This is a genomic window from Peribacillus deserti, assembly GCF_002863585.1.
Lineage (GTDB): Bacteria > Bacillota > Bacilli > Bacillales > DSM-1321 > Paraperibacillus > Paraperibacillus deserti_A.
The window spans coordinates 13,197-38,822 of sequence record NZ_PGUY01000062.1 but is presented as its reverse complement, the minus strand read 5'-3'; the positions used below and the strand labels follow the sequence as shown (position 1 = coordinate 38,822).

At 41.2% G+C, this 25,626-nt stretch carries 30 protein-coding genes; 6 read left to right on the top strand and 24 right to left on the bottom strand.

The annotated features are described in order from the left end of the window. Window positions 1-134: 134 nt before the first annotated feature. The 5 genes from CUU66_RS18825 to CUU66_RS18805 all read right to left on the bottom strand — a co-directional run bounded on the left by CUU66_RS18825 (window position 135) and on the right by CUU66_RS18805 (window position 3,665). Window positions 135-998 (bottom strand): superoxide dismutase, encoded by an 864-nt coding sequence (locus tag CUU66_RS18825; protein WP_101644948.1) that lies wholly within the window; start codon window positions 996-998, stop codon window positions 135-137. A 157-nt stretch (window positions 999-1,155) separates the two neighbouring features. Further along, entirely contained in the window at window positions 1,156-1,644 is a 489-nt protein-coding gene (locus CUU66_RS18820; RefSeq protein WP_101644947.1) for a DUF3907 family protein, read from the bottom strand. Between the two features lie 168 nt (window positions 1,645-1,812). Beyond that, window positions 1,813-2,229, bottom strand: coding sequence for a hypothetical protein (locus CUU66_RS18815; RefSeq protein WP_101645084.1), 417 nt, complete (start codon window positions 2,227-2,229; stop codon window positions 1,813-1,815). Between the two features lie 109 nt (window positions 2,230-2,338). Then, entirely contained in the window at window positions 2,339-2,914 is a 576-nt protein-coding gene (scpB, locus tag CUU66_RS18810) for an SMC-Scp complex subunit ScpB (RefSeq protein ID WP_101644946.1), read from the bottom strand. Beyond that, the gene (locus CUU66_RS18805) at window positions 2,904-3,665 is read right to left on the bottom strand and encodes a segregation/condensation protein A (protein ID WP_101644945.1); all 762 of its coding nucleotides are present in this window, start codon (window positions 3,663-3,665) and stop codon (window positions 2,904-2,906) included. The genes scpB and CUU66_RS18805 overlap by 11 nt, the downstream gene beginning before the upstream one ends. Before the next feature lie 229 nt (window positions 3,666-3,894). Here CUU66_RS18805 and CUU66_RS18800 point away from each other — a divergent pair, with 229 nt between their 5' ends. Continuing rightward, window positions 3,895-4,416 carry a DUF309 domain-containing protein gene (locus CUU66_RS18800; protein WP_101644944.1) on the top strand — a complete coding sequence of 174 codons (522 nt, stop codon included), beginning with the start codon at window positions 3,895-3,897 and terminating at the stop codon, window positions 4,414-4,416. A 112-nt stretch (window positions 4,417-4,528) separates the two neighbouring features. Here the strand turns inward: CUU66_RS18800 and CUU66_RS18795 are convergent, their stop codons facing one another. After that, window positions 4,529-4,888: a GNAT family N-acetyltransferase gene (locus tag CUU66_RS18795; RefSeq protein WP_101644943.1), complete on the bottom strand. Its 360-nt coding sequence runs from the start codon at window positions 4,886-4,888 to the stop codon at window positions 4,529-4,531. Between the two features lie 266 nt (window positions 4,889-5,154). Between CUU66_RS18795 and CUU66_RS18790 the strand changes: the two genes are divergently transcribed. Beyond that, window positions 5,155-6,030 (top strand): DUF1002 domain-containing protein, encoded by an 876-nt coding sequence (locus CUU66_RS18790; protein ID WP_101644942.1) that lies wholly within the window; start codon window positions 5,155-5,157, stop codon window positions 6,028-6,030. Between the two features lie 308 nt (window positions 6,031-6,338). On the opposite strand, the gene lysA is transcribed toward CUU66_RS18790, so the two are convergent. From lysA to spoIIM, 15 genes are all read right to left on the bottom strand, one after another. Further along, a complete protein-coding gene (gene lysA / locus CUU66_RS18785) occupies window positions 6,339-7,658 on the bottom strand; it encodes a diaminopimelate decarboxylase (protein ID WP_101644941.1) in 1,320 nt (439 codons plus the stop codon). Between the two features lie 219 nt (window positions 7,659-7,877). Further along, window positions 7,878-8,507 carry a stage V sporulation protein AE gene (locus tag CUU66_RS18780; protein ID WP_101644940.1) on the bottom strand — a complete coding sequence of 210 codons (630 nt, stop codon included), beginning with the start codon at window positions 8,505-8,507 and terminating at the stop codon, window positions 7,878-7,880. Window positions 8,508-8,546: 39 nt separating this feature from the next. After that, window positions 8,547-8,969: a stage V sporulation protein AB gene (locus CUU66_RS18775; protein ID WP_101644939.1), complete on the bottom strand. Its 423-nt coding sequence runs from the start codon at window positions 8,967-8,969 to the stop codon at window positions 8,547-8,549. Beyond that, on the bottom strand, window positions 8,959-9,579 hold the full coding sequence (locus CUU66_RS18770) for a stage V sporulation protein AA (RefSeq protein ID WP_101644938.1): 621 nt from the start codon (window positions 9,577-9,579) through the stop codon (window positions 8,959-8,961). The genes CUU66_RS18775 and CUU66_RS18770 overlap by 11 nt, the downstream gene beginning before the upstream one ends. Before the next feature lie 338 nt (window positions 9,580-9,917). Beyond that, window positions 9,918-10,676, bottom strand: a complete 759-nt coding sequence (sigF, locus tag CUU66_RS18765; protein ID WP_101644937.1) for an RNA polymerase sporulation sigma factor SigF — start codon at window positions 10,674-10,676, stop codon at window positions 9,918-9,920. 12 nt (window positions 10,677-10,688) lie between these two features. Next, window positions 10,689-11,129: an anti-sigma F factor gene (gene spoIIAB / locus CUU66_RS18760; RefSeq protein WP_101644936.1), complete on the bottom strand. Its 441-nt coding sequence runs from the start codon at window positions 11,127-11,129 to the stop codon at window positions 10,689-10,691. Further along, on the bottom strand, window positions 11,130-11,480 hold the full coding sequence (gene spoIIAA, locus CUU66_RS18755; RefSeq protein ID WP_101644935.1) for an anti-sigma F factor antagonist: 351 nt from the start codon (window positions 11,478-11,480) through the stop codon (window positions 11,130-11,132). Between the two features lie 129 nt (window positions 11,481-11,609). Next, window positions 11,610-12,776: a D-alanyl-D-alanine carboxypeptidase family protein gene (locus CUU66_RS18750; RefSeq protein WP_101644934.1), complete on the bottom strand. Its 1,167-nt coding sequence runs from the start codon at window positions 12,774-12,776 to the stop codon at window positions 11,610-11,612. Between the two features lie 581 nt (window positions 12,777-13,357). Continuing rightward, window positions 13,358-14,662, bottom strand: a complete 1,305-nt coding sequence (locus CUU66_RS18745; RefSeq protein WP_101644933.1) for a pyrimidine-nucleoside phosphorylase — start codon at window positions 14,660-14,662, stop codon at window positions 13,358-13,360. 230 nt (window positions 14,663-14,892) lie between these two features. After that, window positions 14,893-15,708, bottom strand: coding sequence for a purine-nucleoside phosphorylase (locus CUU66_RS18740; protein WP_101644932.1), 816 nt, complete (start codon window positions 15,706-15,708; stop codon window positions 14,893-14,895). Window positions 15,709-15,711: 3 nt separating this feature from the next. Beyond that, entirely contained in the window at window positions 15,712-16,911 is a 1,200-nt protein-coding gene (deoB, locus tag CUU66_RS18735; RefSeq protein WP_101644931.1) for a phosphopentomutase, read from the bottom strand. 246 nt (window positions 16,912-17,157) lie between these two features. After that, window positions 17,158-18,051: a site-specific tyrosine recombinase XerD gene (gene xerD, locus CUU66_RS18730; RefSeq protein WP_101644930.1), complete on the bottom strand. Its 894-nt coding sequence runs from the start codon at window positions 18,049-18,051 to the stop codon at window positions 17,158-17,160. Window positions 18,052-18,055: 4 nt separating this feature from the next. Next, window positions 18,056-18,283, bottom strand: a complete 228-nt coding sequence (locus tag CUU66_RS18725) for a YqzK family protein (RefSeq protein WP_101644929.1) — start codon at window positions 18,281-18,283, stop codon at window positions 18,056-18,058. Window positions 18,284-18,418: 135 nt separating this feature from the next. Next, the gene (gene fur, locus CUU66_RS18720) at window positions 18,419-18,904 is read right to left on the bottom strand and encodes a ferric iron uptake transcriptional regulator (protein ID WP_101644928.1); all 486 of its coding nucleotides are present in this window, start codon (window positions 18,902-18,904) and stop codon (window positions 18,419-18,421) included. Window positions 18,905-19,014: 110 nt separating this feature from the next. Beyond that, window positions 19,015-19,665 carry a stage II sporulation protein M gene (spoIIM, locus tag CUU66_RS18715; protein WP_101644927.1) on the bottom strand — a complete coding sequence of 217 codons (651 nt, stop codon included), beginning with the start codon at window positions 19,663-19,665 and terminating at the stop codon, window positions 19,015-19,017. A 144-nt stretch (window positions 19,666-19,809) separates the two neighbouring features. On the opposite strand from spoIIM, the gene CUU66_RS18710 reads away from it, so the two are divergent. Next, window positions 19,810-20,376 carry a GNAT family N-acetyltransferase gene (locus CUU66_RS18710; RefSeq protein WP_101644926.1) on the top strand — a complete coding sequence of 189 codons (567 nt, stop codon included), beginning with the start codon at window positions 19,810-19,812 and terminating at the stop codon, window positions 20,374-20,376. A 549-nt stretch (window positions 20,377-20,925) separates the two neighbouring features. Here the strand turns inward: CUU66_RS18710 and CUU66_RS18705 are convergent. Next, window positions 20,926-22,110 (bottom strand): endonuclease Q family protein, encoded by a 1,185-nt coding sequence (locus tag CUU66_RS18705; RefSeq protein WP_101644925.1) that lies wholly within the window; start codon window positions 22,108-22,110, stop codon window positions 20,926-20,928. Continuing rightward, complete coding sequence (locus tag CUU66_RS18700) at window positions 22,107-22,661, bottom strand: NUDIX hydrolase (RefSeq protein WP_180955352.1); 555 nt, start codon at window positions 22,659-22,661, stop codon at window positions 22,107-22,109. The genes CUU66_RS18705 and CUU66_RS18700 overlap by 4 nt, the downstream gene beginning before the upstream one ends. A gap of 77 nt (window positions 22,662-22,738) precedes the next feature. Between CUU66_RS18700 and mciZ the strand changes: the two genes are divergently transcribed. Both mciZ and CUU66_RS18690 read left to right on the top strand, forming a co-directional pair. After that, window positions 22,739-22,900, top strand: a complete 162-nt coding sequence (gene mciZ / locus CUU66_RS18695; protein WP_101644924.1) for a Z-ring formation inhibitor MciZ — start codon at window positions 22,739-22,741, stop codon at window positions 22,898-22,900. A gap of 120 nt (window positions 22,901-23,020) precedes the next feature. Then, window positions 23,021-23,947, top strand: coding sequence for an aldo/keto reductase (locus CUU66_RS18690; RefSeq protein WP_101644923.1), 927 nt, complete (start codon window positions 23,021-23,023; stop codon window positions 23,945-23,947). A gap of 45 nt (window positions 23,948-23,992) precedes the next feature. On the opposite strand, the gene CUU66_RS18685 is transcribed toward CUU66_RS18690, so the two are convergent. Then, window positions 23,993-24,259, bottom strand: a complete 267-nt coding sequence (locus CUU66_RS18685) for a YqkE family protein (RefSeq protein WP_101644922.1) — start codon at window positions 24,257-24,259, stop codon at window positions 23,993-23,995. Window positions 24,260-24,683: 424 nt separating this feature from the next. Between CUU66_RS18685 and CUU66_RS18680 the strand changes: the two genes are divergently transcribed. Further along, window positions 24,684-25,598, top strand: a complete 915-nt coding sequence (locus CUU66_RS18680) for an alpha/beta hydrolase (protein ID WP_101644921.1) — start codon at window positions 24,684-24,686, stop codon at window positions 25,596-25,598. Window positions 25,599-25,626: the final 28 nt, after the last annotated feature.

Sequence of the window (25,626 nt, the reverse complement as noted above, 5' to 3'; positions counted from 1 at the left end):
ACTTCTCACAGCCTGCTCGTCTTATGCTTGTCGGGTCTCTACCTTCCATGAAGGTAACTCCCTTAAAAAAATGTCTGCTTCATTGATCTTTTTATCTGTTTCCTTCCAGAAGGCACCGCTTTCCGCTTTTAATGTTAAAACGGAGTCCACTGTACCTGCTTTGCCCGGGCCAGCCTGTACTCCACATTTGGCCAATAAACAACCTTCCACCAGTTTTCAACATATTCAGGGCGGTTATTTTTATATTGAAGATAATAGGCATGCTCCCACACATCCAGAACGAGGAGGGGGATGGTGTCCCATTGTGTAAGATTCATATGAAACTCGGATTGTAAGATTTCTAATTTTCTAGAGCGGGCTGACCAGACAAGCAGTGCCCAGCCGACTCCCTCTACTTGTTTAGCCGCTTCACTGAAATGCTTCTTAAATGCGTCAAAAGAACCGAAGTCTTTTTCTATCTGTCGCAGAAGCGCTCCGGTAGGCCTGCCTCCTCCCTTTGGGTTCATGATCTCCCAGAATATAGTATGAAGATAGTGGCCGGAACCGTGGAAGGCTGCTTCTTTTTCCCAATGTTTCAGCAGGGAAAAATCACTTGTTCTTCTCGCCTGTTCCATCATCTTCTCTGCCTTATTTAATCCGTCTACGTATGCCTTGTGGTGTTTATCATGATGCAGCCGCATGATTTCCTCACTGATCACCGGCTCCAGGGAATTATACGCATAGGGGAGCGGAGGAAGCTTATGCTGTCCGATTGGAACAGAAACTTTGTGATTCTGTACGGCTTTTAATCTTACAGACAGCATATCCGCTCTACGCTGAAGTTCTTTGATATCTTCGTGGGCAGGTTCACTGGCTTCAAGTCTTATGGCTAATTCTTTAACATTATTCGCTAAATCATAAACAGCTGGATCGGATATCACTGCCCTGCCTGCTTCACTGTCAAAAATAGCCTTGATCCACAGAGAGACATCCGCCGCATATTGAGATAAGTGAGACATTTTCGTACACCTCCATTAGTAATCGTATGTGTAGGAAGTGCCCGGTTATGCTGATAAAAACACAAAAAGAGCTCACCTTTTTGTAAGGAAAGCTCTTGATTAATTTTGGCCGGAACTGGCCATCATAAAGCTGCTGGAGACATGACGCTGTTAAATCTTAATTCGATTGAATCATTTTTGTCCGGTAATCCGTTTCGTAGAATTCCAGTTCTTCCCGAACTGCCTGAAAACCTGACTCAAGTGTTTTCATCAGCGTCGAAATGCTTTGTGGCGCTTCTCCCCTCAGCTTTATCGAATTTCTGCCGGTATAGGCTGAGCGGCTGTCTTCATACCAGGCATCTGTTTTTGGTGAAAAGAATTCTTCGATCACCTGATGATAGACTCTGTAAAGAATCTTTTCTGCGGCTGCTTTATGGAAAACATCATTATTAAGAACAATTTTACATGCCTCCAAATTTTCCTCGCTATATACAGCTAATTTTCGGATATTTGAAAGCAGGCTCTTATAGTAGAGTTCATCTCCAGATGTTTCTGCCTGAAGAGTTTGAAGAGTGGCTGAGTTTAAAAAATCCTCCACCTGGGTAACGGTTGATTCTAGAAACCTCTTAACATCTTCCATCTGGGTTTGAATGATCGTGTTTGCCATTTATGTAACCTCCTCAAAAAATTAACGACTTTGTATCAAAACGAGAAGCGTGCTGCTCTCGGGCTGTTTGGAATTTAATTGTTGTATCATCTTAACTTTTGAATCACTCACCTGTTTTTAAACCGACGTCTGACTGCTATCACTCGTCTGCTGGCCTATCTTTTGACTTCAGTTATGCACCATAATGAAGTCCTTAGGTGACCGCAATTCATATCCGCCATCTATCATTTCTTCGAATGCGGACGGAAGTTTATCAAAGTCAACATCCTTGAATAGAGAAGCAAAATCTTTTTCGTTGTTCATATATACCCTTTTTCTTTCGCGGTACTCCGGATTTTTAATAAGAGAAATGAATCCGACAAGATCCCGAAAAAAAATCTCCTGACCCCTTGAAGTAAAAACGGGATCACTTGCAAATGGGGAGATGCTGCTCATTTTTTCTTCAAAAAAGCGTAAATAGAGGATATGCAGTGTTTTATCCTTTCCATTCTCCCGGTAAGCAATCTCTGACCTGTTGAAGAAATCTTCAGATGTATTTGGCAATTCTTTCTCTAATTCATACCCCTTACAGCTTTTGATCAGCATTTCCTTTCTCCTTCCCTGAAGCAGGATAAATTGCAAAAAAGGGACTCTCCCGTATTCATATGAGAGAGTCCAGGGATATAGTAATTTTATCATAATTCAGAAAGTTTTGTTATACTTCCTTCGGTTCTACACTGCCAAAAAATAAATCCGCTTCATCTTCTTCAAAATTTTCTTCCGATTTTTGAAGCTCTGGTAATTCTTCAATTGTATTCAAACCGAAATAATCCAGGAATTCCTTTGAGGTTCCATATAATATAGCCCTTCCTGTTCCTTCAGCACGGCCAACATCTTTAATCAGGCCTTTAGTGACTAATGTGTGAATGGGCCTTTCGGTTTTAACACCTCTTATATCTTCAATCTCTGCCCTTGTTATCGGCTGTTTGTATGCAATGATAGCCAGGGTTTCCAGGGCTGCCTGAGATAATCCTTGAGTTCCTGGGGATTCCACGAGCTTTTTTAATAAATCGGAATGAGCCTTTTTGGTAGCAAGCTGGTACACACCGGCAAGCTGAATAATATGCAGGCCTCTTTCTTCTGACTCATAGTCTTTATCGAGGCTTTCTATCATTTCTGCAGCTTCCCCTTCAGAAATTTCCATAACCTTTGATACTTGGGTTACAGAAAGCCCTTCATCGCCTGCGGCAAAAAGAAGAGCCTCCAGCGCCCCTTTAGATTTAGCTTCCAAGTGAATCTACACCTACCTTAGCTGCAACAAATATTTCAGAAAAATTATCTTCTTGTTCAACCTGGATATCCTTCTGCTTCATCAGTTCAAGCAAGGACAAAAAAGTAACCACGATATGCGGCTTTTCAGGTACTGGGAAAAGTTCGAAAAAGCTGATTCTCCCCTTTTTGTTATGAAGAAAGACCATAATATCTTTCATTCTGGTTTCGATAGAGATTTCCTGTTTTTCAATTTTTGCGTATACAGGTTTTTGCAATTTTTTTCTTCTTAGCAATTTCTGCAAGGCCCCAAGCATGTCATAGAGAGATACATCCAGCTCTCTTTCCATTTCAGCACTTGCTGCAAATTCGGACAAATCACTGGGCGGTTTCGTAAACACAAGACCGCGGTCCTGCTCCATCTGTTTAAATTGGTCGGCCGCATCTTTAAACGCCCTGTATTCCAGGAGCTTCTCCACAAGTTCATCACGCGGATCACTTTCCATCTCAAAGGACGCATCTTCTTCAAAGTGATGTTCTTCATATTTAGGCAGCAGCATTTTACTTTTAATGGCTAGAAGCGTTGCGGCCATAACAAGATACTCACTTGCCACATCGAGCTCCAGCTCTTTCATGGCATGAATGTAGTTTAGATATTGATCGGTGATATCCGCAACCGGAATGTCATAAATATCTATTTCTAGTCTATTAATTAAGTGAAGCAGCAAATCGAGAGGCCCTTCAAAAGCTTCTGTTTTTACATTATAAATCATTATATTTCACCAGATTTTCTATAAAAGTGCATATATCTATTAGAGGCTATTCATAGTATAGAGGATTACATGCTATTGTCCAATACAAAACTATAAAATAACACACAAGATTAAGCATTCTGTATGATTGCCAGGTTCATTTTAGAGAGATAACTCCTGCTGGGTAACCAGCGTATCCTCACTTATGCTACACTAGGTAAACATTCATCCAAAAAAAGGGGGATCTTTGGTGAACAGTCCAAACGCATTTATAAAGTTTTTACTGGAGTTTCACTGTACGCGTGATTATTTTGAATGCCATGAAATATTAGAGGAATATTGGAAAGAAGAGCCGTCCAATCGAAGAAATCCGGTGTGGGTTGGATTCATCCAGCTTGCTGTTTCACTCTACCATTACCGCAGAAAAAATGTGAAAGGAGCTTCGAGGTCTCTAAGTAAAGCAAAAAGAATCCTAATGGAACAACAAATGCAGGTGGATGCACTTGGTATCCATTTTAATGCCTTAATTGAGTTAATTTCCCGGGTGGAAAGCAGATTGGAGCAAGGAAAAGACTATGAAAGTATATCTCTCCCCCTTAAAAAACCGCTTTTAGACCTATGTATGCAGGAGAGTAAAGAGAGAAAGCTTACCTGGATAAGCCAAAGTGATCTAAATAATTACGAATTAATCAATAGACATAAAACCCGCGACCGTTCTGATGTGATTAAAGAACGGACGAAACAGCTCCAGCTAAGACATACAAAAGAATAAACGCTGTCCAATCGAGTATTACTCACATTAGTAAAGCATCCCTGTCTAAATGAAATGGGACAGGGATCTTTTATTAACGACTATTTAATTTTCGGGGTCATACCAACAATATTTATGTCGTTGGATGGTCTGCTTCACATTTTTCAAGAAAAGCTGCTGTCAGCTCATTCGGAACTAGCTTTTTATCCGGAAACTGGTTTCTGATGGCAGATACCATACTTTTCCCAACTCCCTGATGCCGGAATGACGGATTAACGGAAACATGTAGAATTTCTATCTCGTTCTCATTTAAAACGGATATCCCGATGAGTCCTTTAATATCTTCATCTTTCCAAAGAAAAAGCTGCGAACTCTCATCTGTTTCATACATCTTCATTGTAGCCTGCAATTTCTTAATATCCTTTTCATTTGGCATAAATGAAAGAAGTCCCATGGCAATTTTTTCGAAATTTTTCTTGTACTTAATAAGCATGTAATACTCCCTCGTTAATGTTAAGACCGTATTGTGTTATTATCTAATTTCTTCCCAACTCCTAATAATCATACAAAAATTCATATTCTTATTCAACATTTTCTTGTTTTTTGGGTTTTCCATCTGTTTTCATATCATGAGCATTTTCATATTTTTCTTTTCGGTTTTTGAAAAAAGTGATAGTCTACTATAAGATTAGTTTTATATGTTGGATGTGAATCATAGATTGCTTGTTATCCGTCTAACAATATAAGGAGGTTTAAACAATGAAAATTAAAAATATAAAATGGTGGGCTGTCCTCTTTGTGTCACTGATCGCCCTTTTACCTTTAAAAGCGTATGCCGATGCGGCACCTGGAGAGAGAATTATTACACTGGGTGAGGATCTCTCGGAAGAACAGAAGAACATGCTGCTTGCAGAATTCAATGCTCCAAAAGATGCAGACATCGTTACGGTTTCAAATGAAGAAGAGCATAAATATCTTGGAAAATATATCTCTGCACGATTAATTGGCACACGTGCGCTTTCTTCCTCTTCGATTACATTGGGAAAACAAAGTTCGGGCCTGAACGTGAATACAAAAAATATTACTTGGGTGACGAAAGACATGTACATCAATGCTCTCGCAACTGCCGGGGTTAAGGACGCGGACATCCAAATTAGTGCTCCATTTGAGGTTTCCGGTACTGCAGCATTGACAGGAATCATTAAAGCTTATGAAGTTACAGCCGACAAAACGATTCCTGAAGATGTAAAACAAGCCGCAAATGAAGAAATGGTTAAAACCGCTACACTAGGCGACCAGGTCGGTAAAGAGAAAGCATCCGCTCTTATTACCAAAATTAAAGATGAGATGGCCAAAAATCCGCCTAAAACTGAAGAAGATATACGCTCCATCATTGAGCAGGCTGCCCAAGATCTTGGAATCAAACTCACTGAACAGCAGATTCAAAGCCTTTTAGATCTTTTCCAGAAACTAAAAGACCTGAATATTGACTGGAAAGGAGTCGGCCAGGAATTAGGAAAGGCGAAAGAAGCGGTCTCTAATTACCTGCATTCCGAGGAAGGCCAATCATTCTTAGACAAATTAAAACAGTTTTTCATTAGTTTAATAGACGCAATCAAAGCATTATTTTCTTAAAAAAGCAGCCGTTTTGGCTGCTTTTTTGTTTTTTGCCGTTTATGAAATTTTCTTTTAGTATCCTTTATGATTCCCCATAAAATTGAATTTACCCCTCTTAAAAATGGATTTCTCCCTCTTGAAAATTCCCATTTACCCTCATAAAGGTGACGGCAGGCCATTAAACGGTTCTAAGTTAAATCCCTTGATTATCCGCACCGTTTATAAAATTGCTGGAGACAAAAAAAGACTACCAGCAGCAGTCTTTTTATGCAGCCAGTTCCATTTTTGAGGAAACAGGCTGCCTTATAGAGTAATTATGTTTGTTTTTATTTCGTTACTTTCTGCTTAAGAGGCTTGTCATGCTTGATTAGATCTTCCAGAGACTCGCGCTCGATAACAAGCTGTTCTTCGCCATTTTCGACAAAGACTACTGCAGGCCTTGGAATTCTATTATAATTATTGGCCATTGAATATCCATACGCTCCTGTACAGAAGACAGCCAGGATTTCTCCACGTTCTGCTTTTGGGAGAGGCAGGTCCCAAATCAGCATATCACCGCTCTCACAGCATTTGCCCGCAATGGATACCGTTTCTTCCGGTTTGTCCAGCGGCCTGTTCGCAATAACCGCTTCATATTTGGCATCGTAAAGGGCTGGACGGATATTGTCGCTCATGCCTCCATCAATGGCCAGATACTTACGGATATTGGGCACTTCTTTTACTGACCCAAGCTTGTATAAAGTTGTTCCGGCATCTCCAACGAGTGAACGTCCCGGTTCAATCCATATTTCAGGCATATCCAGCTCGGAAGAATCGATTTGCTCTTTTACTTCTGTAACAATTTTCTCTACGTATACAGAGGCTGGAAGCGGATCGTCTTCTTCTGTATATCGGATTCCGAAACCTCCGCCAAGATTGAGGACTTTTGGCTGGTAGTTTAATTCTTTATACCATTTTTTCATCTGCTCGATAATTTTTCTGGCCGCCAGGATAAATCCAGTAGTCTCAAAGATTTGAGAGCCTATATGACAATGGATGCCAAGCACCTCATAACTATCTGACTGAAGGCTGTGCATTAGAGCTTCCTCGGCCTGGCCATTCATCAAGTCAAACCCGAACTTTGAATCTTCTTGTCCAGTAAGAATATAATCATGTGTGTGTGCTTCAATCCCCGGAGTCACTCTAAGTAAAATTTTTGCTGTTTTATCCAAATCTCTGCAGATCTCTTCCAATAGGTAAAGTTCAGAGAAATTGTCTACGACTATGCAGCCGATATCTTCTCGGAGTGCCATCTGAATTTCTTCTATACTTTTATTATTTCCATGAAAATGAATCCGTTCCCTCGGGAACCCCGCTGCTATAGCTGTGTAGAGCTCCCCAGCTGAAACTACATCCAGGGAAAGGCCTTCTTCTTCAACAAGCTGGATCATTGCGACAGAAGAGAATGCTTTACTCGCATAAGCTACCTGAGCGGAAACCCCCATTTTCTCAAATGTCTCTTTAAAGCCTCTTGCTCTTTCACGGATCAGCGCTACGTCATATACATAAAGAGGAGAACCGTATTTCGATACTAAATGTAATGTGTCCACTCCGCCGATTTCTAATGAATTGTTTTCATTTACTCTGCTTGTACCGTAATAATACATGAATGTCTCTTCCCTTCTAAGCTATTAGAGGCAATAACTGTATCTAAAAAAGGATCTGGCCCGGTTTTGAATATAAGGGAGCCAGACCCTTTTTCTTTATCATATCCTTGTACCAAATAAAGGTTCCAAAAATCACAAAACTCTAATATGTGCTTTAATTCACTAAATTATTAAACTAAAATTAACATAATATTCTCGTTACATCAAGATTAAATCTTCTTATTGCTCTCTCTCTCTGTGATCCTCCATTCCTTCTTCAATATAAGGCGTATTATATTCCTCCGTATTGAAACCGCTTCGTTCAAGAATCAGCTCTACTGCTTTTTTCGTAATGGGAGCCCCGATGTCCGCAGAGTCTCTGCCGTCCATTTTTCCAATATCACCAACTCCAACGACTATAGGCAGATGCAATTGATCGATGCAGTAAACGGTATCACCATGAAGCTTTCCGATTTCAAGCTCCGGTACGCCATTTTTATCCACCCCATAGGGAGTCAGGTTCCCGTCCCGGTCTATGCAGACATCCACTCGAGTCCATTCATTTTGTCTAGTGTTTGAGGCGACGGCAATTAAACCCAGGACCTCGATGTCCTTATGGGAAGCAATATATTTCATGGCTGATTCCCCAAAGCCTTCGCCGATCAGCCCGCTGTCATCGAACATGACTAAAACCGGATCAAAAGGGGCCATTTTAATAAGTTGAATCATATCCGGACCGGTTAACATGGTCGGATTACCGTGCGACAAAGAGATACATCTGCCTCCAACCTCGCTGGCTGCCCGCTCTACGGAACGTTTTGCGTATTCGTCCCCGTCCGTTATGATGATAATTTTTCGTTTTTCTGACATGGAGAGTTTCCTTTCTGATATCGTAAGAGTGGCTTACCATTATAAATCCACGAAGAAGATCCATTGAAACAGCGAACCAATTACCTTGCCGAGTACAAGAGCCATCATCAGCACCACAATTTTCTCCTGGACTCCAATCCGTTTTGACAATAAAGGCATAACATTGAGAACCTCAGTAAGTGCCGCTGCAAGCATTCCATTGAAAATCCCGCTGGCCAGACCGATGGGTATTAACAGAATAGAGGGCAGGAAGAATATCGTATCGGCGAGACTGACCCATCCGCCTAAAACAGCTCCAAGGACCACTGCCCATTCATAATGTCTGATTCTATGAATGGTTTTGGTCAGTTGTGTTAACCTGGGAACAATGCCAAGGACAGTTAGAAATGCTACAAATCCGGAACCTACCGCCAATCCGCCCGCGAGACCAGTCACCATGGCAAAAAGAATCTTAATGATCATGAATATGTTTAATATTCTCCTTGTTTTCGTGCATAATTACATATTGATCCAGATCTTGCTGATAATTAAAAATTTCTACTTCAAGCGGGCTTGGTTCATCGTTGAATTTCTTTTTAAAGAAATGATTAAAAAATAAAATCATACCTGCTCCCAGTCCGAATGAATAAGGAATCTGCATGATTAACGGCTTTCTGACATCCCTGCCGGTTATGAGCTTGTACAGCTTCTGGTGCACTTCCTGCATGCTGACATCCTCATGAAAATTCATTATGGCTATAGCAGCCCCCACAAATAACAGGAACCAGACAATGATAAATAAACCAACCGAATGCTTCCTCTTCTTTATAATGACTTCTATAATCGTTTGGGACAGCCCAATCAACTGAATTTCTATATCAGGCTTTTGACCGATTACGGCCTTTATCAGTTTTGCAGAATCTAGAATAACCAGATTTTGATCTTCTGGAATGATATGATATACAGTCATATCTTCTACTTCCTTAAGTATACGTTCCGGGCCAACCAGGACAGCAATATCCTTCACCTTAATCTCTCTTTTATTCTCAACCTCAACACGATGGCGCATCTTTACGTATAAGATATTGTCCATTTCCGCCACATCCTGTATTTAATACTTTATATATCTAGTATGGTTGGCTTTAAGACGAACATACTAAAACTTCATTCACCATAAATTGGAAGGGATACAGCTTGAGTCCTTTGTTGAGGATTTATAAACGATTTTTGAGTTGTATGCACGATTCTTTGGATTTATGCATGACTTTTTAGATTTATGCACGATTTTTGAGATATATGCACGATTCTCGGGATTAATGAATGATTCTTGGGATTTATGCACGATTCCTGAAATGCATGAAAGATTTTATTGAAGGCAGGCATGATTCTTTTAAAGCTGTGGGGTCTTAAAATAAAAAAACCCGTAATGGATCACTCATCCATTCGGGTTTTCATTTGTTTCAAGATTTTTTTCTCCAGCCTCGATACTTGGACCTGTGATATACCCAGTCTCGTTGCTACTTCAGACTGTGTCTGGTCCTTGTAGTATCTCAGGTAGACAATCAGCCTCTCGCGTTCATCCAGCTCCAGGATGGCTTCCTTCAAGGCAATTTTGTCAAACCACTTAGATTCATTAGCATCTGCGATCTGGTCGAGCAGGGTAATAGGATCCCCATCATTTTCGAATACAGTTTCATGGATGGAAGACGGTGCCCTGCTTGCCTCCTGAGCCATAATAATTTCTTCAGGGGTAAGCTCTAAATATTCAGCGAGCTCATTCACTGACGGAACCCTTCCAATGTTCTTGGAAAGTTCGTCTTTAGCTCTGCGGATTTTATTGGCCATTTCCTTTAAGGAACGGCTCACCTTTACGGTTCCATCGTCGCGGATGAACCGCTGGATTTCTCCAATAATCATCGGTACGGCATACGTTGAAAACTTTACGTCAAATGATAAATCAAATTTATCGACTGATTTCAGCAAGCCGATGCACCCAATTTGAAATAAATCATCTGGTTCATAGCCTCTGTTTAAAAACCTCTGCACCACAGACCATACAAGCCTTAAATTACTTTGGACAATTAATTCCCTTGCTCCCTGGTCTCCACTCTGGCTGCGCTTGATCAAATCCCGGACTTCATCATCCTTTAAATGCACCCTGCTTTTTTCGTTTTTGACCTCCACATCCATATACAAGTCTCCTTAATTGCAAAAAGCATTACTTTTAGTCAGTTGCTTTTTTAATCTTATGATTGTTCCCTCACCCTTGTGTGAAATGACTTTTATATCGTCCATGAAGTTTTCCATGATGGTGAAGCCCATTCCTGAGCGTTCCAGATCCGGTTTTGTTGTGAATAGCGGCTGTCTTGCCTCCTCGACATCATCAATACCAATGCCTTCGTCGCGGATTGTAAGCTCCACGCTGTCTTCTTCGATGGTTACGGAAATGAATACTACACCGGTAGGGTCACTCTCATATCCGTGAATAATCGAATTCGTTACCGCTTCAGAAACAACCGTTTTGATTTCTGTTAATTCATCCATAGTCGGGTCGAGCTGGGCAATAAAAGCAGCCACGGCAACACGGGCAAAGGATTCATTCTGGCTTAAAGCAGAAAATTGTAAGTTCATTTCATTTTTCATCTAAGCAGCCCCCAATCTTTGTAAAGCATTTTCCTCTGATACTTCCAGTTTAATAATTTTAAATAATCCGGACATATCAAAAAGCCTCTTTACAGGTGGAGATATAGCACAAACAATCATTTCGCCGTGCTTCTGCTTGATTTGTTTATATCGGCCCATTACTACACCCAGACCTGAACTATCCATAAAACTCAATTCTTCCAAATTTAAAATAATGTGCTGGATTCCGTGCTTCTCAATGGCTGCAGATGCTTTTTCTTTTAACTCCTCTGCAGAATGGTGGTCAAGCTCTCCACTCAATCGGATGCACAGGATGTTATCCTTTATTTCCTGGTTAATGAAAAGACTCACTATTTACAGCCTCCTTCTCTGTCCTATAGTGAGTCAATTCTAGATAGTCTTTGCATATTCCTTCAAGGGTGACAAAACTAGTGTGAATTCCCGTATATTAGCCCGAATAACCTAAATTTAGACACTCATCTATTCACTGCGGGTAAACATGCTGAAGGATTGTTTGAAGTTCTTCCACCAGCTCGCCTTTTGAACATTCGAATTTGCTACAATTGCCGATTCGGATACTGTTTTGCCATCCTTCATCACCAGCAGCGTTCCAATTCGTTCACCCTTATATACAGGTGCCTTTAGATCTTTATTTAGGACTACCTTTTTGGTGATCCCTTTTTTTGTTTCCCCTTTTTTTGCCAGAATAGAAATCGGTTCACCTGTAACACCTTCGACTTTATTCCTGCTGCCTTTACTTACAAACACATCTGTCAGCTTTTCTCCTCTTTTATAAACGGGATATGTTTGGTAATGAGAAAAGGCATAATCCAGCATGGAGGTAATCTGCGCATTACGGTCTTTTGGCGTTGGTGCTCCAAATATGACTGCGATCACACGCATATTATTTTTCTTGGCTGTAGCGGTCAGGCAGTATTTCGCTTCCTGCGTAAAGCCCGTTTTTAAACCATCTACGCCAGGATAGAATTTAACCAGTCTGTTTGTATTGACCAGCCAGAATTTTTTATCTGTATCTTCCCGGAGATAATCTTCGTAAGTCCCCGTGAATTTCGTTATTTTTCCGTCGTATTTCAATAGTTCTTTAGCCATCATCGCCATATCAAAAGCAGTGCTGTAATGATCCTTAGTAGGAAGGCCTGTCGGGTTTTGGAACTTTGTATGAGTTAATCCCAGTTCTTTAGCTTTATTGTTCATCATATCTACAAAGGCATCTACGGATCCTGCTATTCTTTCCGCCATTGCCACAGCAGCATCATTTCCTGATCCGATCGCTATGCCCTTCAGCATTTGTTCGGCAGTCATTTCTTCGCCAGGTTCCAGGAAGATTTGTGAACCTCCCATTGAAGCTGCATACTCACTCGTGCGAATTTTCTCATTCATGGAAAGCTTGCCATTTTCAATGGCTTCCATGATCAGGAGCATCGTCATAATTTTTGTCATACTGGCTGGAGGCAGTTTTACGTGAGATTCCTTATCGTATAAAATTTTGCCAGTATCACGTTCTATTAATATTGCGGACCTTGCATTGTCAGCCAATTGTTCTGCAGAGCCTTCAGCAGAACTCTTCGGCACAGCAAGCCCAAATGAAACGAAGAAAAGGATTCCTATAATTAACAAGCGTTTCATGCCATACCCTCCTATTATCGATTGGAATTTCCGAGAACCTTGAATTTAACTAACAGCCTTCATTTTTTCCATTTCAGCCAAATTTATACAAGCGGAAGAATAAGAAAGTTAATTTTTAATAGGCTTATTTCTTGCTTAATCAGCGCTTTCCTTTTGAATTTTCGATTTTTGTGAGATAGAGATTAATCTTAGAAAAATACGGTGATCAGCCTCCATTTTTTTGCGGAATAAGTGCTTAAGTGATTGATCATTCTCTAATGACGGCCCTTCGCCTACTCTAAAAATTGAATTCCTGAGTTTAAGAGGGGTAAATGGAGCTTTATGAGGGGTAAATGGAGTTTTATGGGGGGAAACGGAATTTTATGAGGGGGAACCGGTGTTTTATGGGGGGAAAACGATGTTTTATGTGGCGTAACCGATATTTTATGTGGGGAAACAAAGTTTTATGTAGAGAACCGGAGTTTTATGTGAGGATACTGCTAGTGATAGCATTGTATTATGGCTAGGACTACAAGTCCTTACCTATCTGGCCGCCCACTGAAAAAAGCTCTCCCACACCAATGTGTGAAAGAGCTTTCTTTTTATCCTGTTATTTCCTCATAAATAAGGACTGGTTTCTGTACAGGATTTTTCGTTACTTTTATATGTTCAAGCAGCAGGCTTTTGACCTGGCTGACGTCTTCAAAGTTACTATGAATGGTAACAAGAGAGTCGCCTTTTTGAACACGGTCACCTATCTTTTTATTGAGCATAAGGCCTACTGCCAGATCAATTTCTGATTCTTTTGTAGCTCTTCCTGCTCCAAGAAGCATAGCTGCCGTGCCAATTTCATCGGCAGTCATTTCTGATACGTAACCATCTTCCTGTGCTTCTACTTCTATTTTAAATTGAGCCTGCGGAAGTTTCTCAGGCTGATCGACTACTGAAGAATCGCCGCCCTGTGATTCAAGGAACGTCTTGAATGTCTGCAGACCTGAACCATTCTTCATCGTTTGGATTAGTTTTTCTCTTGCCTCTTCCAAAGAATCCGCTTTCTCAGCAAGAAGAACCATATGGCTGCCCAGTGTGAGGCAAAGTTCGGTTAAGTCTTCGGGGCCTTCACCTTTTAGCGTATCGATCGCTTCTTTCACTTCTAACGCATTTCCGATTGCGAACCCTAAAGGCTGGCTCATGTCCGAGATAACTGCCATCGTTTTTCTGCCTGTATTATTTCCGATGCTTACCATTGCACTTGCTAAGAATCTTGAATCTTCAAGCGTTTTCATAAAAGCTCCGGCACCTGTTTTAACATCTAACACAATCGCGTCAGCACCTGCAGCAATTTTCTTCGACATAATGGAGCTGGCAATAAGCGGGATGCTGTCAACTGTCGCCGTAACGTCCCTAAGTGCATATAGTTTTTTGTCTGCAGGAGTAAGGTTTCCGCTTTGCCCTATAACAGCTATTTGGTTTTTATTAACCAAATCTATGAATTCCTGATTTTCTATTTCAACATGGAATCCTGCAACAGATTCCAGCTTATCAATTGTGCCTCCAGTGTGACCAAGGCCGCGGCCTGACATTTTCGCAACCGGAACACCAAGTGATGCTACAAGCGGACCCAGGACAAGCGTGGTGGTATCCCCCACACCGCCGGTACTGTGTTTATCTACTTTGATTCCTTTAATTGGGGATAAATCAATTTGATCACCAGATTGAACCATAGCCATCGTTAGGTCTGCTCTTTCTTGATGAGTCATGTCCTTAAAGTAGATGGCCATGGAAAGGGCACTCATTTGATAATCAGGAATGCTTCCATCTGTATATCCCTTAATGATAAACTGTATTTCTTCGGCTGATAGCTCTCCGCCATCTCGTTTTTTTTCAATTAAATCAACCATTCTCACGGAAATCACCACTTTTAGTTATTTTGCTATGCTAAGTTGGCCAGTTTTTTAGCGCAGGCCTTCGCTTTTTGCGGCCCTTTGTGAGCCTCTTTGCGATTTAGCATGCGAGGTTCCGGATGTTCCCCACGAGTCCCGGTCCTTTTCTCCAACTAATTCAACCATACCTTTAACATAACGAATTATTTATACGGACCTTATGTTAATGTCTGAATCATTCAGCCCGAACTGTATTAAGGAAGCTCCTTGACGATCGCTTTGATTAGGTTTAGGAAACTAGCCTTTACTTTTTCAGTAGTTTCTATTACTTCATCATGGGAAAGAGGCTGATCTAGAATTCCGGCTGCCATATTGGTGATGCATGAAATCCCCAGTACCGGGATCCCGGAATGGCGTGCCACAATAACCTCTGGAACCGTTGACATTCCTACGGCATCTCCACCAAGAATCCGGGCCATTCTTACTTCAGCAGGAGTTTCATATGTCGGCCCTGAAAGACCCATATAAACACCTTCCTTAAGAGAAATGCCCAGACCTTCAGCAGCTTTTTTAGCTATATGCTGATACTCTTTAGAGTATGCTTCCGACATGTCCGGAAATCTAACACCAAACTTGCTGTCATTCGGTCCGATCAGCGGATTCGTACCTGTGAAATTGATATGATCGGTAATTATCATCAAATCGCCTGCTTCAAAGCCTTCATTCACTCCGCCGGCAGCATTTGTAACAATAATCTTTTCGACCCCTAAGAGCTTCATGACACGGACTGGGAACGTAACCTGGTCCATCGTATATCCTTCATAAAAATGAAATCTGCCCTGCATGGCAATTACTTTCTTCCCGGCTAAGTCGCCATACACTAACTGTCCTGCATGCCCTTCAACAGTTGATACTGGAAAATTCGGGATTTCCTCGTATGGAATTTTCACTTCATTTTCAATTTCATTGGCAAGAACACCAAGTCCCGAACCTAATATCAGGCCTATTTCAGGTGTATCCTGAAATTTTTGCTTTAAATAACCAGCTGCCTCATTTAGCTTTTCATACATGTTTTAAATCTCCTCTCCCTGGATTTCTGCCAGGAAACTCTTGCCATTCTCGGGCATTTTCACGTTAAAGTTATCCGCAATGGTTGCCCCAATGTCAGCAAATGTTTCTTTTACAGAAAGCTCTTTCCCTTCTCTTATTCCCTTATAATGAACAATCAAAGGAACATACTCACGTGTATGGTCTGTTCCATGGTGTACAGGATCATTCCCGTGATCTGCCGTGATGATAAGCAGGTCATCGTCTTTCATTTTCCCTAACACTTCAGGCAGTCTGGCATCAAATTCTTCAAGCGCTTTCCCATAGCCCATCGGATCGCGTCTATGGCCGAAAGCGGCATCAAAATCAACCAGATTCAAGAAGCTAAGACCAGTGAAATCCATACCCAGCGTTTGGTTTAATTTATCCATTCCATCCATATTAGAAGTGGTACGGAAAGATTCTGTAATTCCTTCTCCATCATAAATATCGGCTATTTTCCCAATAGAGAGTACATCCAGCCCTGCATCCTTCAATTCATTCATCACTGTGCGGCCGAAAGGCTTAAGGGCATAATCATGGCGGTTAGGCGTTCTTTTAAAATTACCAGGTTCACCGATAAACGGTCTCGCTATGACTCTTCCGACCATATATTCATCTCTTAAAGTCATTTCCCGCGCAATTTTACAAATTGAATATAATTCATCCAGAGGTACAATTCCCTCATGTGCTGCAATCTGCAATACAGAATCCGCTGAAGTGTACACAATCAACGCACCTGTATCCATATGTTCTTTCCCCAGTTCATCCAGAATTTCCGTTCCGCTTGCAGGTTTATTCCCAATGACCTTCCTGCCTGTTTTCGATTCCAGCTCCTGGATCAGCTCTGCTGGAAAGCCTTCAGGAAACACTTGAAACGGAGTCTGTATATTAAGCCCCATAATTTCCCAATGACCTGTCATCGTATCTTTTCCATTAGATGCTTCCTGCATCTTGGTATAGAAAGCTTTAGGTTTTTCCGCTTTTTCTAGACCTTGGATGGGTCTGATATTGGAGAGTCCAAGCTCTGCCATCACAGGCATGTTCAGACCGTTCATGCGCTCCGCAATATGTCCCAGCGTATCGGATCCTTCATCGCCAAATTTTTTTGCATCCGGGGCTTCTCCAATTCCAACGGAATCCATGACAACCAGAAAGACCCGTTTGAATGTTTTATTTTGTTTCATACGATCTCCTCCAAATCTACAACTTACGTATTTTACTTGTATGATACCCACAGGAATGTAATTTAACCGAATACATTATGTATAACGTCAGAAGTCTGACAACCTCATTTTATACGATTGGATATCTATTTAACAATGAAAAAGTTTAAAAAATAGGAATCTAGTTTTCGGCATCCTTTTTCAGAGGAAACGCATTTTTCTGTCCTCAAAACGAAAGCAGCCAGAGAATTTTCTGGCTGCTTTGCTCTATGCTCTTGGATGGAATTTCGTATATACATCTTTAAGCCTGACATTGGTAACATGCGTATAAATCTGGGTGGTTGAAATATCAGCATGCCCAAGCATCTCCTGAACAGCTCTAAGATCTGCTCCATTGATCAGAAGATGTGTAGCAAACGAATGTCTCAAAGTATGCGGTGTAAGTTCTTTTTCAATCTTTGCTTCCTGCGAAAGCTTTTTAAGAATTTTCCAATAGCCCTGCCTTGTAAGCTTGCTGCCATGATGATTTAAAAATAATGAATCATTTTTGTTTTTCTTTTTAACAAGCAAATGTCGGCCCTTATTAAGATAATCATCGATTGCCTGCAGTGCAGCCTGTCCTATTGGAATAATTCTTTCTTTGTTTCCTTTCCCTACACATCTCACAAAACCCATATTTGTATGTACGTCTGTTAGTTCTAATGAGATAAGCTCGCTTACACGCATACCGGTCGCATATAACACTTCGAGCATTGCTTTATCCCTAAGTCCCAATGGGTTATCCGTCTTGGGAGCTGCCAGGAGAGCCTCCACTTCTTCCATGCTTAACACCTTTGGCAGACTTCTTTCAGCCTGAGGGCTTTCTATATGTACAGAAGGATCATGGTCCGCAGCCTTTTCCCTTAGCAGAAATTGGTGAAAAGAACGAATGGACGCGATATGCCGTGCAAGTGTTTTGGAGGATTTCCCCTGTCCTTTCAGGTGAGACAAAAAATGAATGATGCTGACCCGCTGACAGCTGTTCCAATCCTGTATTTGTTCAACATTCATAAGGAATTTCAAATAAGACTTTAAATCTCGTTCATAGGAGATAATGGTATTATGTGAGAGCCCCTTTTCCACTGTTAGAAAATGAAGAAAGTCTCTTATTTGGTCCTGCATTCATTTACTCCCCATTCTTATAGAACAGCAGAAGCCGGTCAAACCAATTCCCTTCAGCAGATTGAACTGAGCTTGATACCTTTACTGCTGTCCCTTTTGGTTCATCGTACCGATGGTAATCTTTGTATTCCTGATTCAGCCAGATCATGCCGAAATAAAAAAGCATCGTAAAACTTACAAATAATATAAATACCTTTGCCGTATGAAAAATCAAATTAGCAGAATACTTCATAGGACGGTCCTCCGTTCTTGATCCTAATTCAATCTATGCCCAGAGGGACAAGATTTATACCTAAGAACGGTGTCCTAAAACAACATTTTCATACTAATAAACCTTTTCCAAAGACTAGGAAAAGGCTGATCTGAATTATAAGGTTATGTTTATAGCAGATTGGGAATCTTCGGCCTTTTCTACTTTCGCCTGGCATCTATGGCAGATTCCATGAAATGTCAGCCTGTGATCCTTGATCTTAAAGTTCCAGTCACGCTCAACCACTGTCTCAACCTCACCCAGCAAATCTTCCTGGATTTCATCTACAGCGCCGCATTCTATACATACTAAATGATGGTGAAAATGTGCCGCGCCTTCCTGTCTCAGGTCATAGCGGGATACTCCGTCACCAAAATTAATTTTATCAACAATCTTTAGTTCAGTTAATAATTCAAGTGTCCGATATACAGTTGCTAATCCAATTTCTGGCGATTTCTCTTTTACTAGGAGGTATACATCTTCTGCACTTAAATGATCCTCTTCGTTTTCAAGCAAAACCCGGACGGTAGCTTCTCTTTGAGGAGTTAATTTATAACTGGACGAGTGCAACAGTTTCTTTATTCGTTCTATCCTGCTTTCCATAACTTTCTCCCTCCCTCGCCGCTGTCTTTCTTATTATAACAAATGAGGGAGGAGTGTCAAAATATAATTATTATAAACAAGAGAATGTAATTATTATCATTTAATAATTATTATTTACTGCCTACAAGGCTGACTACGTGTTTCATCAGCTGTGGGGAAACATATGTCTCAACGGCTCCTGCTGCCAAAATGACCGCTGCTGCACAGGCAAACGACAGGAAGTACTTTATAATAACAGGCTTCAAAGGATCTCTGAGCTGACCCATGAATAATCTCCGGATCATTTTTATAGACAGAGATAAAGCCAGCGTTGTAATGAGAATAAATACTGGAATAATCATGATATTCTGAGGGAATATAGAAACAAAAGCAAGCAGGAACCCATTTAAACCCATTTGATTGACTAAAAAGCCTACTGTGAATCCAACTACCATTCCTTTTAGGAACAATAAAATTAAAATGATAGGAAGACCGATGATAGAAATACCGAGGATCCAGATCAAACCTACATATTTTACGTTATGATTAACCGTCTGCCAAAAGATCCCGTCAATAGTATCCACTCTTCCCTGCTTCACTTGCCCAAAAAACTGCGATAAATAATAGAACAGGTCTTCCTTCTGGCTGAAACTTAAACTATTAACAACAATGGCTCCAAATATAACTCCCATTAAAAATAAAATAGTAATAAAAAGGTATAGTGAGGAATGTTCTTTGATATGATTAATTGCTGCAAAAGTAACTGCGGATTTTTTTTTCATTTCTCTTCCTCCCGATTGGCTTGATAGATTATATGTAAAACCAACTTGTAAATATGACTGCTGAAATGAAAAAATATCTGTCCTCCCATGCAGGTCCGTGATATAATTTCTAGCAATTTACAGGTTCAGGAGGTATAAAGAGGCATGAATCCTATGTTACTAGATTTCCCTGAAAGGATTGAATCCGAGAGATTATACATACGTCCCTGTCAGGCCGGTGATGGACAAAACGTATTAGAAGCGATTCAAGCTTCTAAAAACGAACTCAGCCAGTGGCTTCCCTTTGCGCACAAAACCATGTCTTTGGAGGAGATTGAAGAAGGGATCAGAAAATCCTATGCAAGATTCATTTTAAGAGAAGACATCCGCCTCCATATTTACAGGAAAAAAGATGATCAATTTATTGGCAGCGCAGGACTCCACCGAATGGATTGGGACATTCCGAAGTTTGAAATTGGCTATTGGGTCGATACCCGCTTTGCCAAAAAAGGGTACATCACTGAAGCAGCGGCAGCGCTGACTCAATTTGCATTTGAATTTTATGGTGCCAAGAGAGTGGAAATCCGCTGTGATCCTGAAAATACAGCAAGCCGAAGAATCCCCGAAAAGCTGGGTTTTCATTTAGATGGCATTATGCGAAACCATTCATTGAGCGCCGACGGTACGCGCCTTAGAGGTACATGTGTCTACTCCAAAATCAAGAATCAGTAAAAACGGAACAGAGAAAGCCTTCGCTTTCCTCTGTTCCGTTTTTATTATTTTCTTAAGCAGTTTGATAACCGCCATTCTGCACCAGCAAATATTCTTAGCTGCCCCAAATCGTCAGGCTTCGATAATCTCCTGAAAATGAAACTGCTGTGGTTTTTATGAAAAAAATAGTAAAAATGACTTTAATAGAATTATTAACCATATTGTTTACCCGCCCTCCTGATTCGGTTAAATGATCCGTACATTAAAGGGCTTTTAAAAATCCCGATTATTTAAACCAGCGGGCATACAACCCTGAGGAGTTATCTATAAAGCTGTCTTAAAGACATGCGGATACTTCGAGACTTTACGGACTCAGGATCCTTCAGGGATGCAGATTTACTTATCCTAAGCCGGATGCGCTTACAAGAATCATATTCGAAGCTCGATACAGCTACCGCACTGGTCACTGTTCCGATAATCGAGCTTTCCCACAACCGCAGGTCATAACTCCGGTTTTAGCGGGAAGCAAATTCAACGTTCTTAGGGATGGCACCGCTTTTTCGCTTTTTTTTATTCTCGTTGTTGATTTAGGTTCCTTACCCTTCCATAACGTCCCCCGCCTCCGGCTTCTATGAGGAGCTGCCCTTTCCTGGCAAGGTCTATATATTCCGCAATCTTTTCCGGCACCACATTCTTTAGATCCGCAGCGCCGGCTCTATGGAGAATTCCCATCTCTGTGCCAAATGCATCCAGCAGCTTCTCCATCAGCTTAGGTCCAAGTCCCGGAATAAACTCCAGGGGCACTTGATGAATATAAGGCGGCCTCTTTCTCGGAACGGGGTTTGGGAAGTAGCTTTTTAATTCCTCGATCCTGCTTGCCACTCCTTTAATAAACACCGTTCCCCCGCAGCTGCAACTCTCCTTATGGGCCGTGACTTTTTCATGGCATTTCGAGCAAACGGTTTCATGGTATTTTCCCAAGAGCGGGTTTAAGCCATAGTTCGTTGCAACCCTGCGGCCTTCTTGTTCCTTAAGTGCCAAAGAAAACTCTTCAAAAGACGGTTCAGCTAATTCGAGTGCCTGATACTCTCTGGCAATCTTACCCAGGGAATGGGCATCTGAATTAGTTAAGAATACATAAGGATTTAACTCTTTCATTCCCTCGGCCATATATGTATCAGAGCTTAACCCCAGTTCAATTCCATCTATTAAATCGGGATCAAAAACCTCTTGCAGGCTTTTAGAAACTCCTTTTCCAAACAGACTTTTAAAAGGGGTAAACACATGGGCCGGAATAAAAAGCCCCCTCAGCTCCTTCACCTTTTGCTGAAGAATTACTGCATTCACATATATTCGCTGAGAACTTAAGCGAATATTTTTCAAATGTTGTTCCATCCAGCTAGAAAACTGTTTCATAGCATCCAAATCAGGAAAATAGGCAAGCACATGAATGGGGCCTTTACAATTTTCATCATAGATTTCAATCTCTGAGCCCGGGATCAAGACTAGATCCCTGTATTGTAAACCACCGCCATTAAGTTCCGTTAAGGAACCGGAGTTTATCATTTCCTCCATTTCCTCTATCACTTCAGGGGAATGGGAGTCTATGATGCCTATTATATCAAGCCCTTTTCGGTAATTAGCAGTTTCTAGAATAGTTGCCAGGGTTAAGGATTTTGCTCCTGTAATTTTGACTGCCTGTCCACTCTTGGTTCTCCCTATATGGATATGAAGATCTGCATAATAGGTGTTCATTTACTTTGAGCTGCTGCCTCGAGCTGCAAATATTGAAGGGCATAAACCGTCTTGGCATCATATATTTTTTGTTCCTTCATAAGCTGTTCCATTTCCTCCCGGGTTACTTCCAGGATTTCAACAAACTCGTCTTCATCCAGCGATGCCGCATTTTCCTTCTTATTTAACCCCGTCGCCAGGTAAACATGTATGAGCTCATCCGCAAACCCTGGCGAAGTATAAAAGCCCGTTAAATACTCCATTTTTTCACACTCATAGCCGGTTTCCTCTTCCAGCTCCCTGACTGCAGTGATCAGTGGATCTTCCCCTTTTTCCAGCTTCCCGGCAGGAATTTCTACTAACGTTCTTTCCATCGGCTTACGATACTGCTCCACAAGAACGATTTTATTTTCTGGTGTAATGGCAATAATGGCTACTGCACCAGGATGTTTCACTATTTCCCGTGTACTCGTTTTTCCATCAGGCAGTTCTACTTTATCCACCTGAAGGGACACAATTCTTCCGGAAAAAATTTGAGTAGTGGCTATTGTTTTCTCTTCTAAATTTTTCATGATCATTTACACTCCTATGTTCTATTAACCTACCGCTTGTTCATACATTCTAACATAACTAGATTGGAGGTAGTCATATGAAGGTTTACGTAGCAGACAAGAGCATTATCCTGACCGGCAAAGCCTGGGAAATAAAGCGAAAACTACTCGAATATTCACGCACCCATACTTTAATGATAGATTGGATAAGTTCGCTTCATACGCCAGAAACTAAAACACCCTTGAAGCGGATCAAATAGAACTGTTTAGCCTCAGGTCGGCTCCCCTGCTATATTTCCCAATTATTTGAGGATTCTTGCGGTGTAGGCTAAAATATTGGGTATATATCAGTGAAGCATAGAAAAAAGGGGCGTTGAATTGTGGAAACTCGCAGAATTGGCACATCAGATTTATACGTGAGCAAACTGGGGCTTGGCTGTATGTCACTTGGAACGGATTATAATAGCGCAGCCCAAATCATTCAAACTGCATTAGATGAAGGAATTAATTATTTTGATACGGCAGATTTATATGATAGGGGTGAAAATGAATCAATTGTCGGCAAAGCTCTAAAGCCTGTCCGGGATAAAGTCATTATTGCTACAAAGGTAGGCAACAAATGGAATCAGAATCGAGACGGCTGGACGTGGGATCCTTCAAAAACCCACATTAAGAGCGCAGTAAAGATGAGCCTTCAGCGCCTTCAGACAGATTATATTGATTTATACCAGCTGCACGGCGGAACTCTTGAAGACAATATCGAGGAAACGATTGAGGCTTTTGAGGAACTGAAAAAGGAAGGCTATATTCGTTACTATGGAATTTCATCCATCAGGCCTAACGTGATTGGCAGATTTGTTGAAAAAGCGGCCGGCCTTGTCTCGAATATGATGCAATACAGCATTCTGGACAGGCGCCCTGAGGAGTTCATGCCCTTATATGATCAAAAGCAGATCAGCTTAATTGCCCGCGGGCCTGTGGCCAAGGGACTTTTAACCAGTAAGATGCTTGAAAAAGCTTCTGGAAAAGTGAAGCAGGACGGGTATCTATACTACAGCTATGAAGAGCTTGAACAGACGCTGAATGAATTGAACAAACTCTTCCCGGACCGGACGCTGAACGAAGTCGCCTTACAATATATTCTTGCACACAGCTCAGTAGCTTCTTGTATCCCGGGAGCGAGCACAGCTGCACAGCTTAAAGAAAATATTAAGGCCGCAAATGGAAAGCCCCTAAATGAGGCTGAATTACGCGGGATTAAGGCCATCAGTAAAGCGGACATTTATACGGAGCATAGGAACGGATAGAAAGCATAAGCCGCCCATATAGGGCGGCTTATGCTTTGCCTCGTGTTATTTAAATTTGCGCCAGTCGGCTGTACTTTCATTAAGCAGATCTTCAAAACTCTTGTTTTTCTCCCGCTGCCTTCTTTCTTCTTTCTTACGCTGCTCTTCTTGTTCTTTCGTGAACCGCTCTTTTTCTGTCAGCTCATTTTGTGCTTCCTTCAGCTTCGACAGCATATCTTGATTAATAAAATCACCGAGTGTCATTTTAATATCATCGATTTCTTTACGTTTATGTGTTTGATTTGGTTTTTGGTGTTTTGGTCTTTTCTTCATGGAAACTCCCCCTCTAACTTCCATTAGTATATCATGATTTTTTGAATGAGGATGCACCCGCCTGGCCTGCGCCAATTGTTTTATTGCATCATTAGGAATGAATGGTACACGTAAGGAAAACAATTGTATCATATAAAATTTAATTGCCCTAAAGCACCAAATACGGGATGAATCTGCCCTATTTGAAAGTATTATATGGAGCTTTTTTAATGGCAATGCCAAACTTCATTTTTTAGAAAAATCATTTGAGCCATTTAAGAGTGGCCTGCGCGAAAGAGTCTTTGCCCATATGGGGAATAAGAGTACATTCCTATTGGTTTAAGGACCATCAGCCACTGTTTCTTATAGCTTTCAGATAGAATTTGCTTTTAGTATGCTCACCTATGGTAAAATATCTAGTAATTCTTTCCATCCGGAGGCCTTTATGAAAAACACAAAAAAATGGTGGATGGCGCTTTTCAGCATTCTCTCTTATATAATTGGCATCGGCCTTTATTTCTCCAGCCGTGTAATGTTCATGAAAAAGAAGGATGATGCCTTTATTCGTGAGAGGGAAATTCAAGCCAAGAGGTATATCCAGGCAGAATATGAAGCTCTTCCAAAAACAGCTCTTTCTATACCATCTTCATTCGGGTATTCGCTACATTGTGTATGGATTCATCCTCACAAAAGCAGGAAGTGGATGGTTTTTTGCCACGGTATTACAGAAAGCAAGATAAACTCGATTAAATATATGAATATGTTTGTTAAACGCGGCTTTAATGCCGTCATCTACGATCATCGGAGACATGGTGAATCCGGCGGCGTTACCAGCAGTTACGGCCATTATGAAAAATATGACCTTGCCGCTGTCATTAATGAATTACGGAAACGGGAAGGAGAGGACATCATCGTTGGAATACACGGTGAATCAATGGGTGCGGTTACAGCCCTTCTTTATGCAGGAATGATGGAAGACCGAGCTGATTTTTATATTGCAGACTGTCCTTTTTCAGATTTCACAGAACAGCTTAAGCATAATTTAAGGTCAGAGGTACCGCTTCCGCCCTGGATGGTCCTTCCCATCGGCAGATTTTTTTTAAAAATGCGAGACAGGTACTCCATAGAAGAAGTGTCTCCGATTAAGTATGTAGAAAACATAAAAAAACCCGTCCTTTTCATTCATAGTGCAGATGATACCTTCATTCTCCCTGAGATGAGCACAGACCTGTATCAAGCTAAACAAGGACCGAAAAGGCTTTTCATAGCCAGAAAAGGGGCTCATGCCCAATCCTATAATGAAAATAAACAAGACTATGAACAAGCCATTGACGAATTTCTTCAAGAATTTGTTTTATAATGTAGAAAGGCCGGCTGCATGGCGCAGC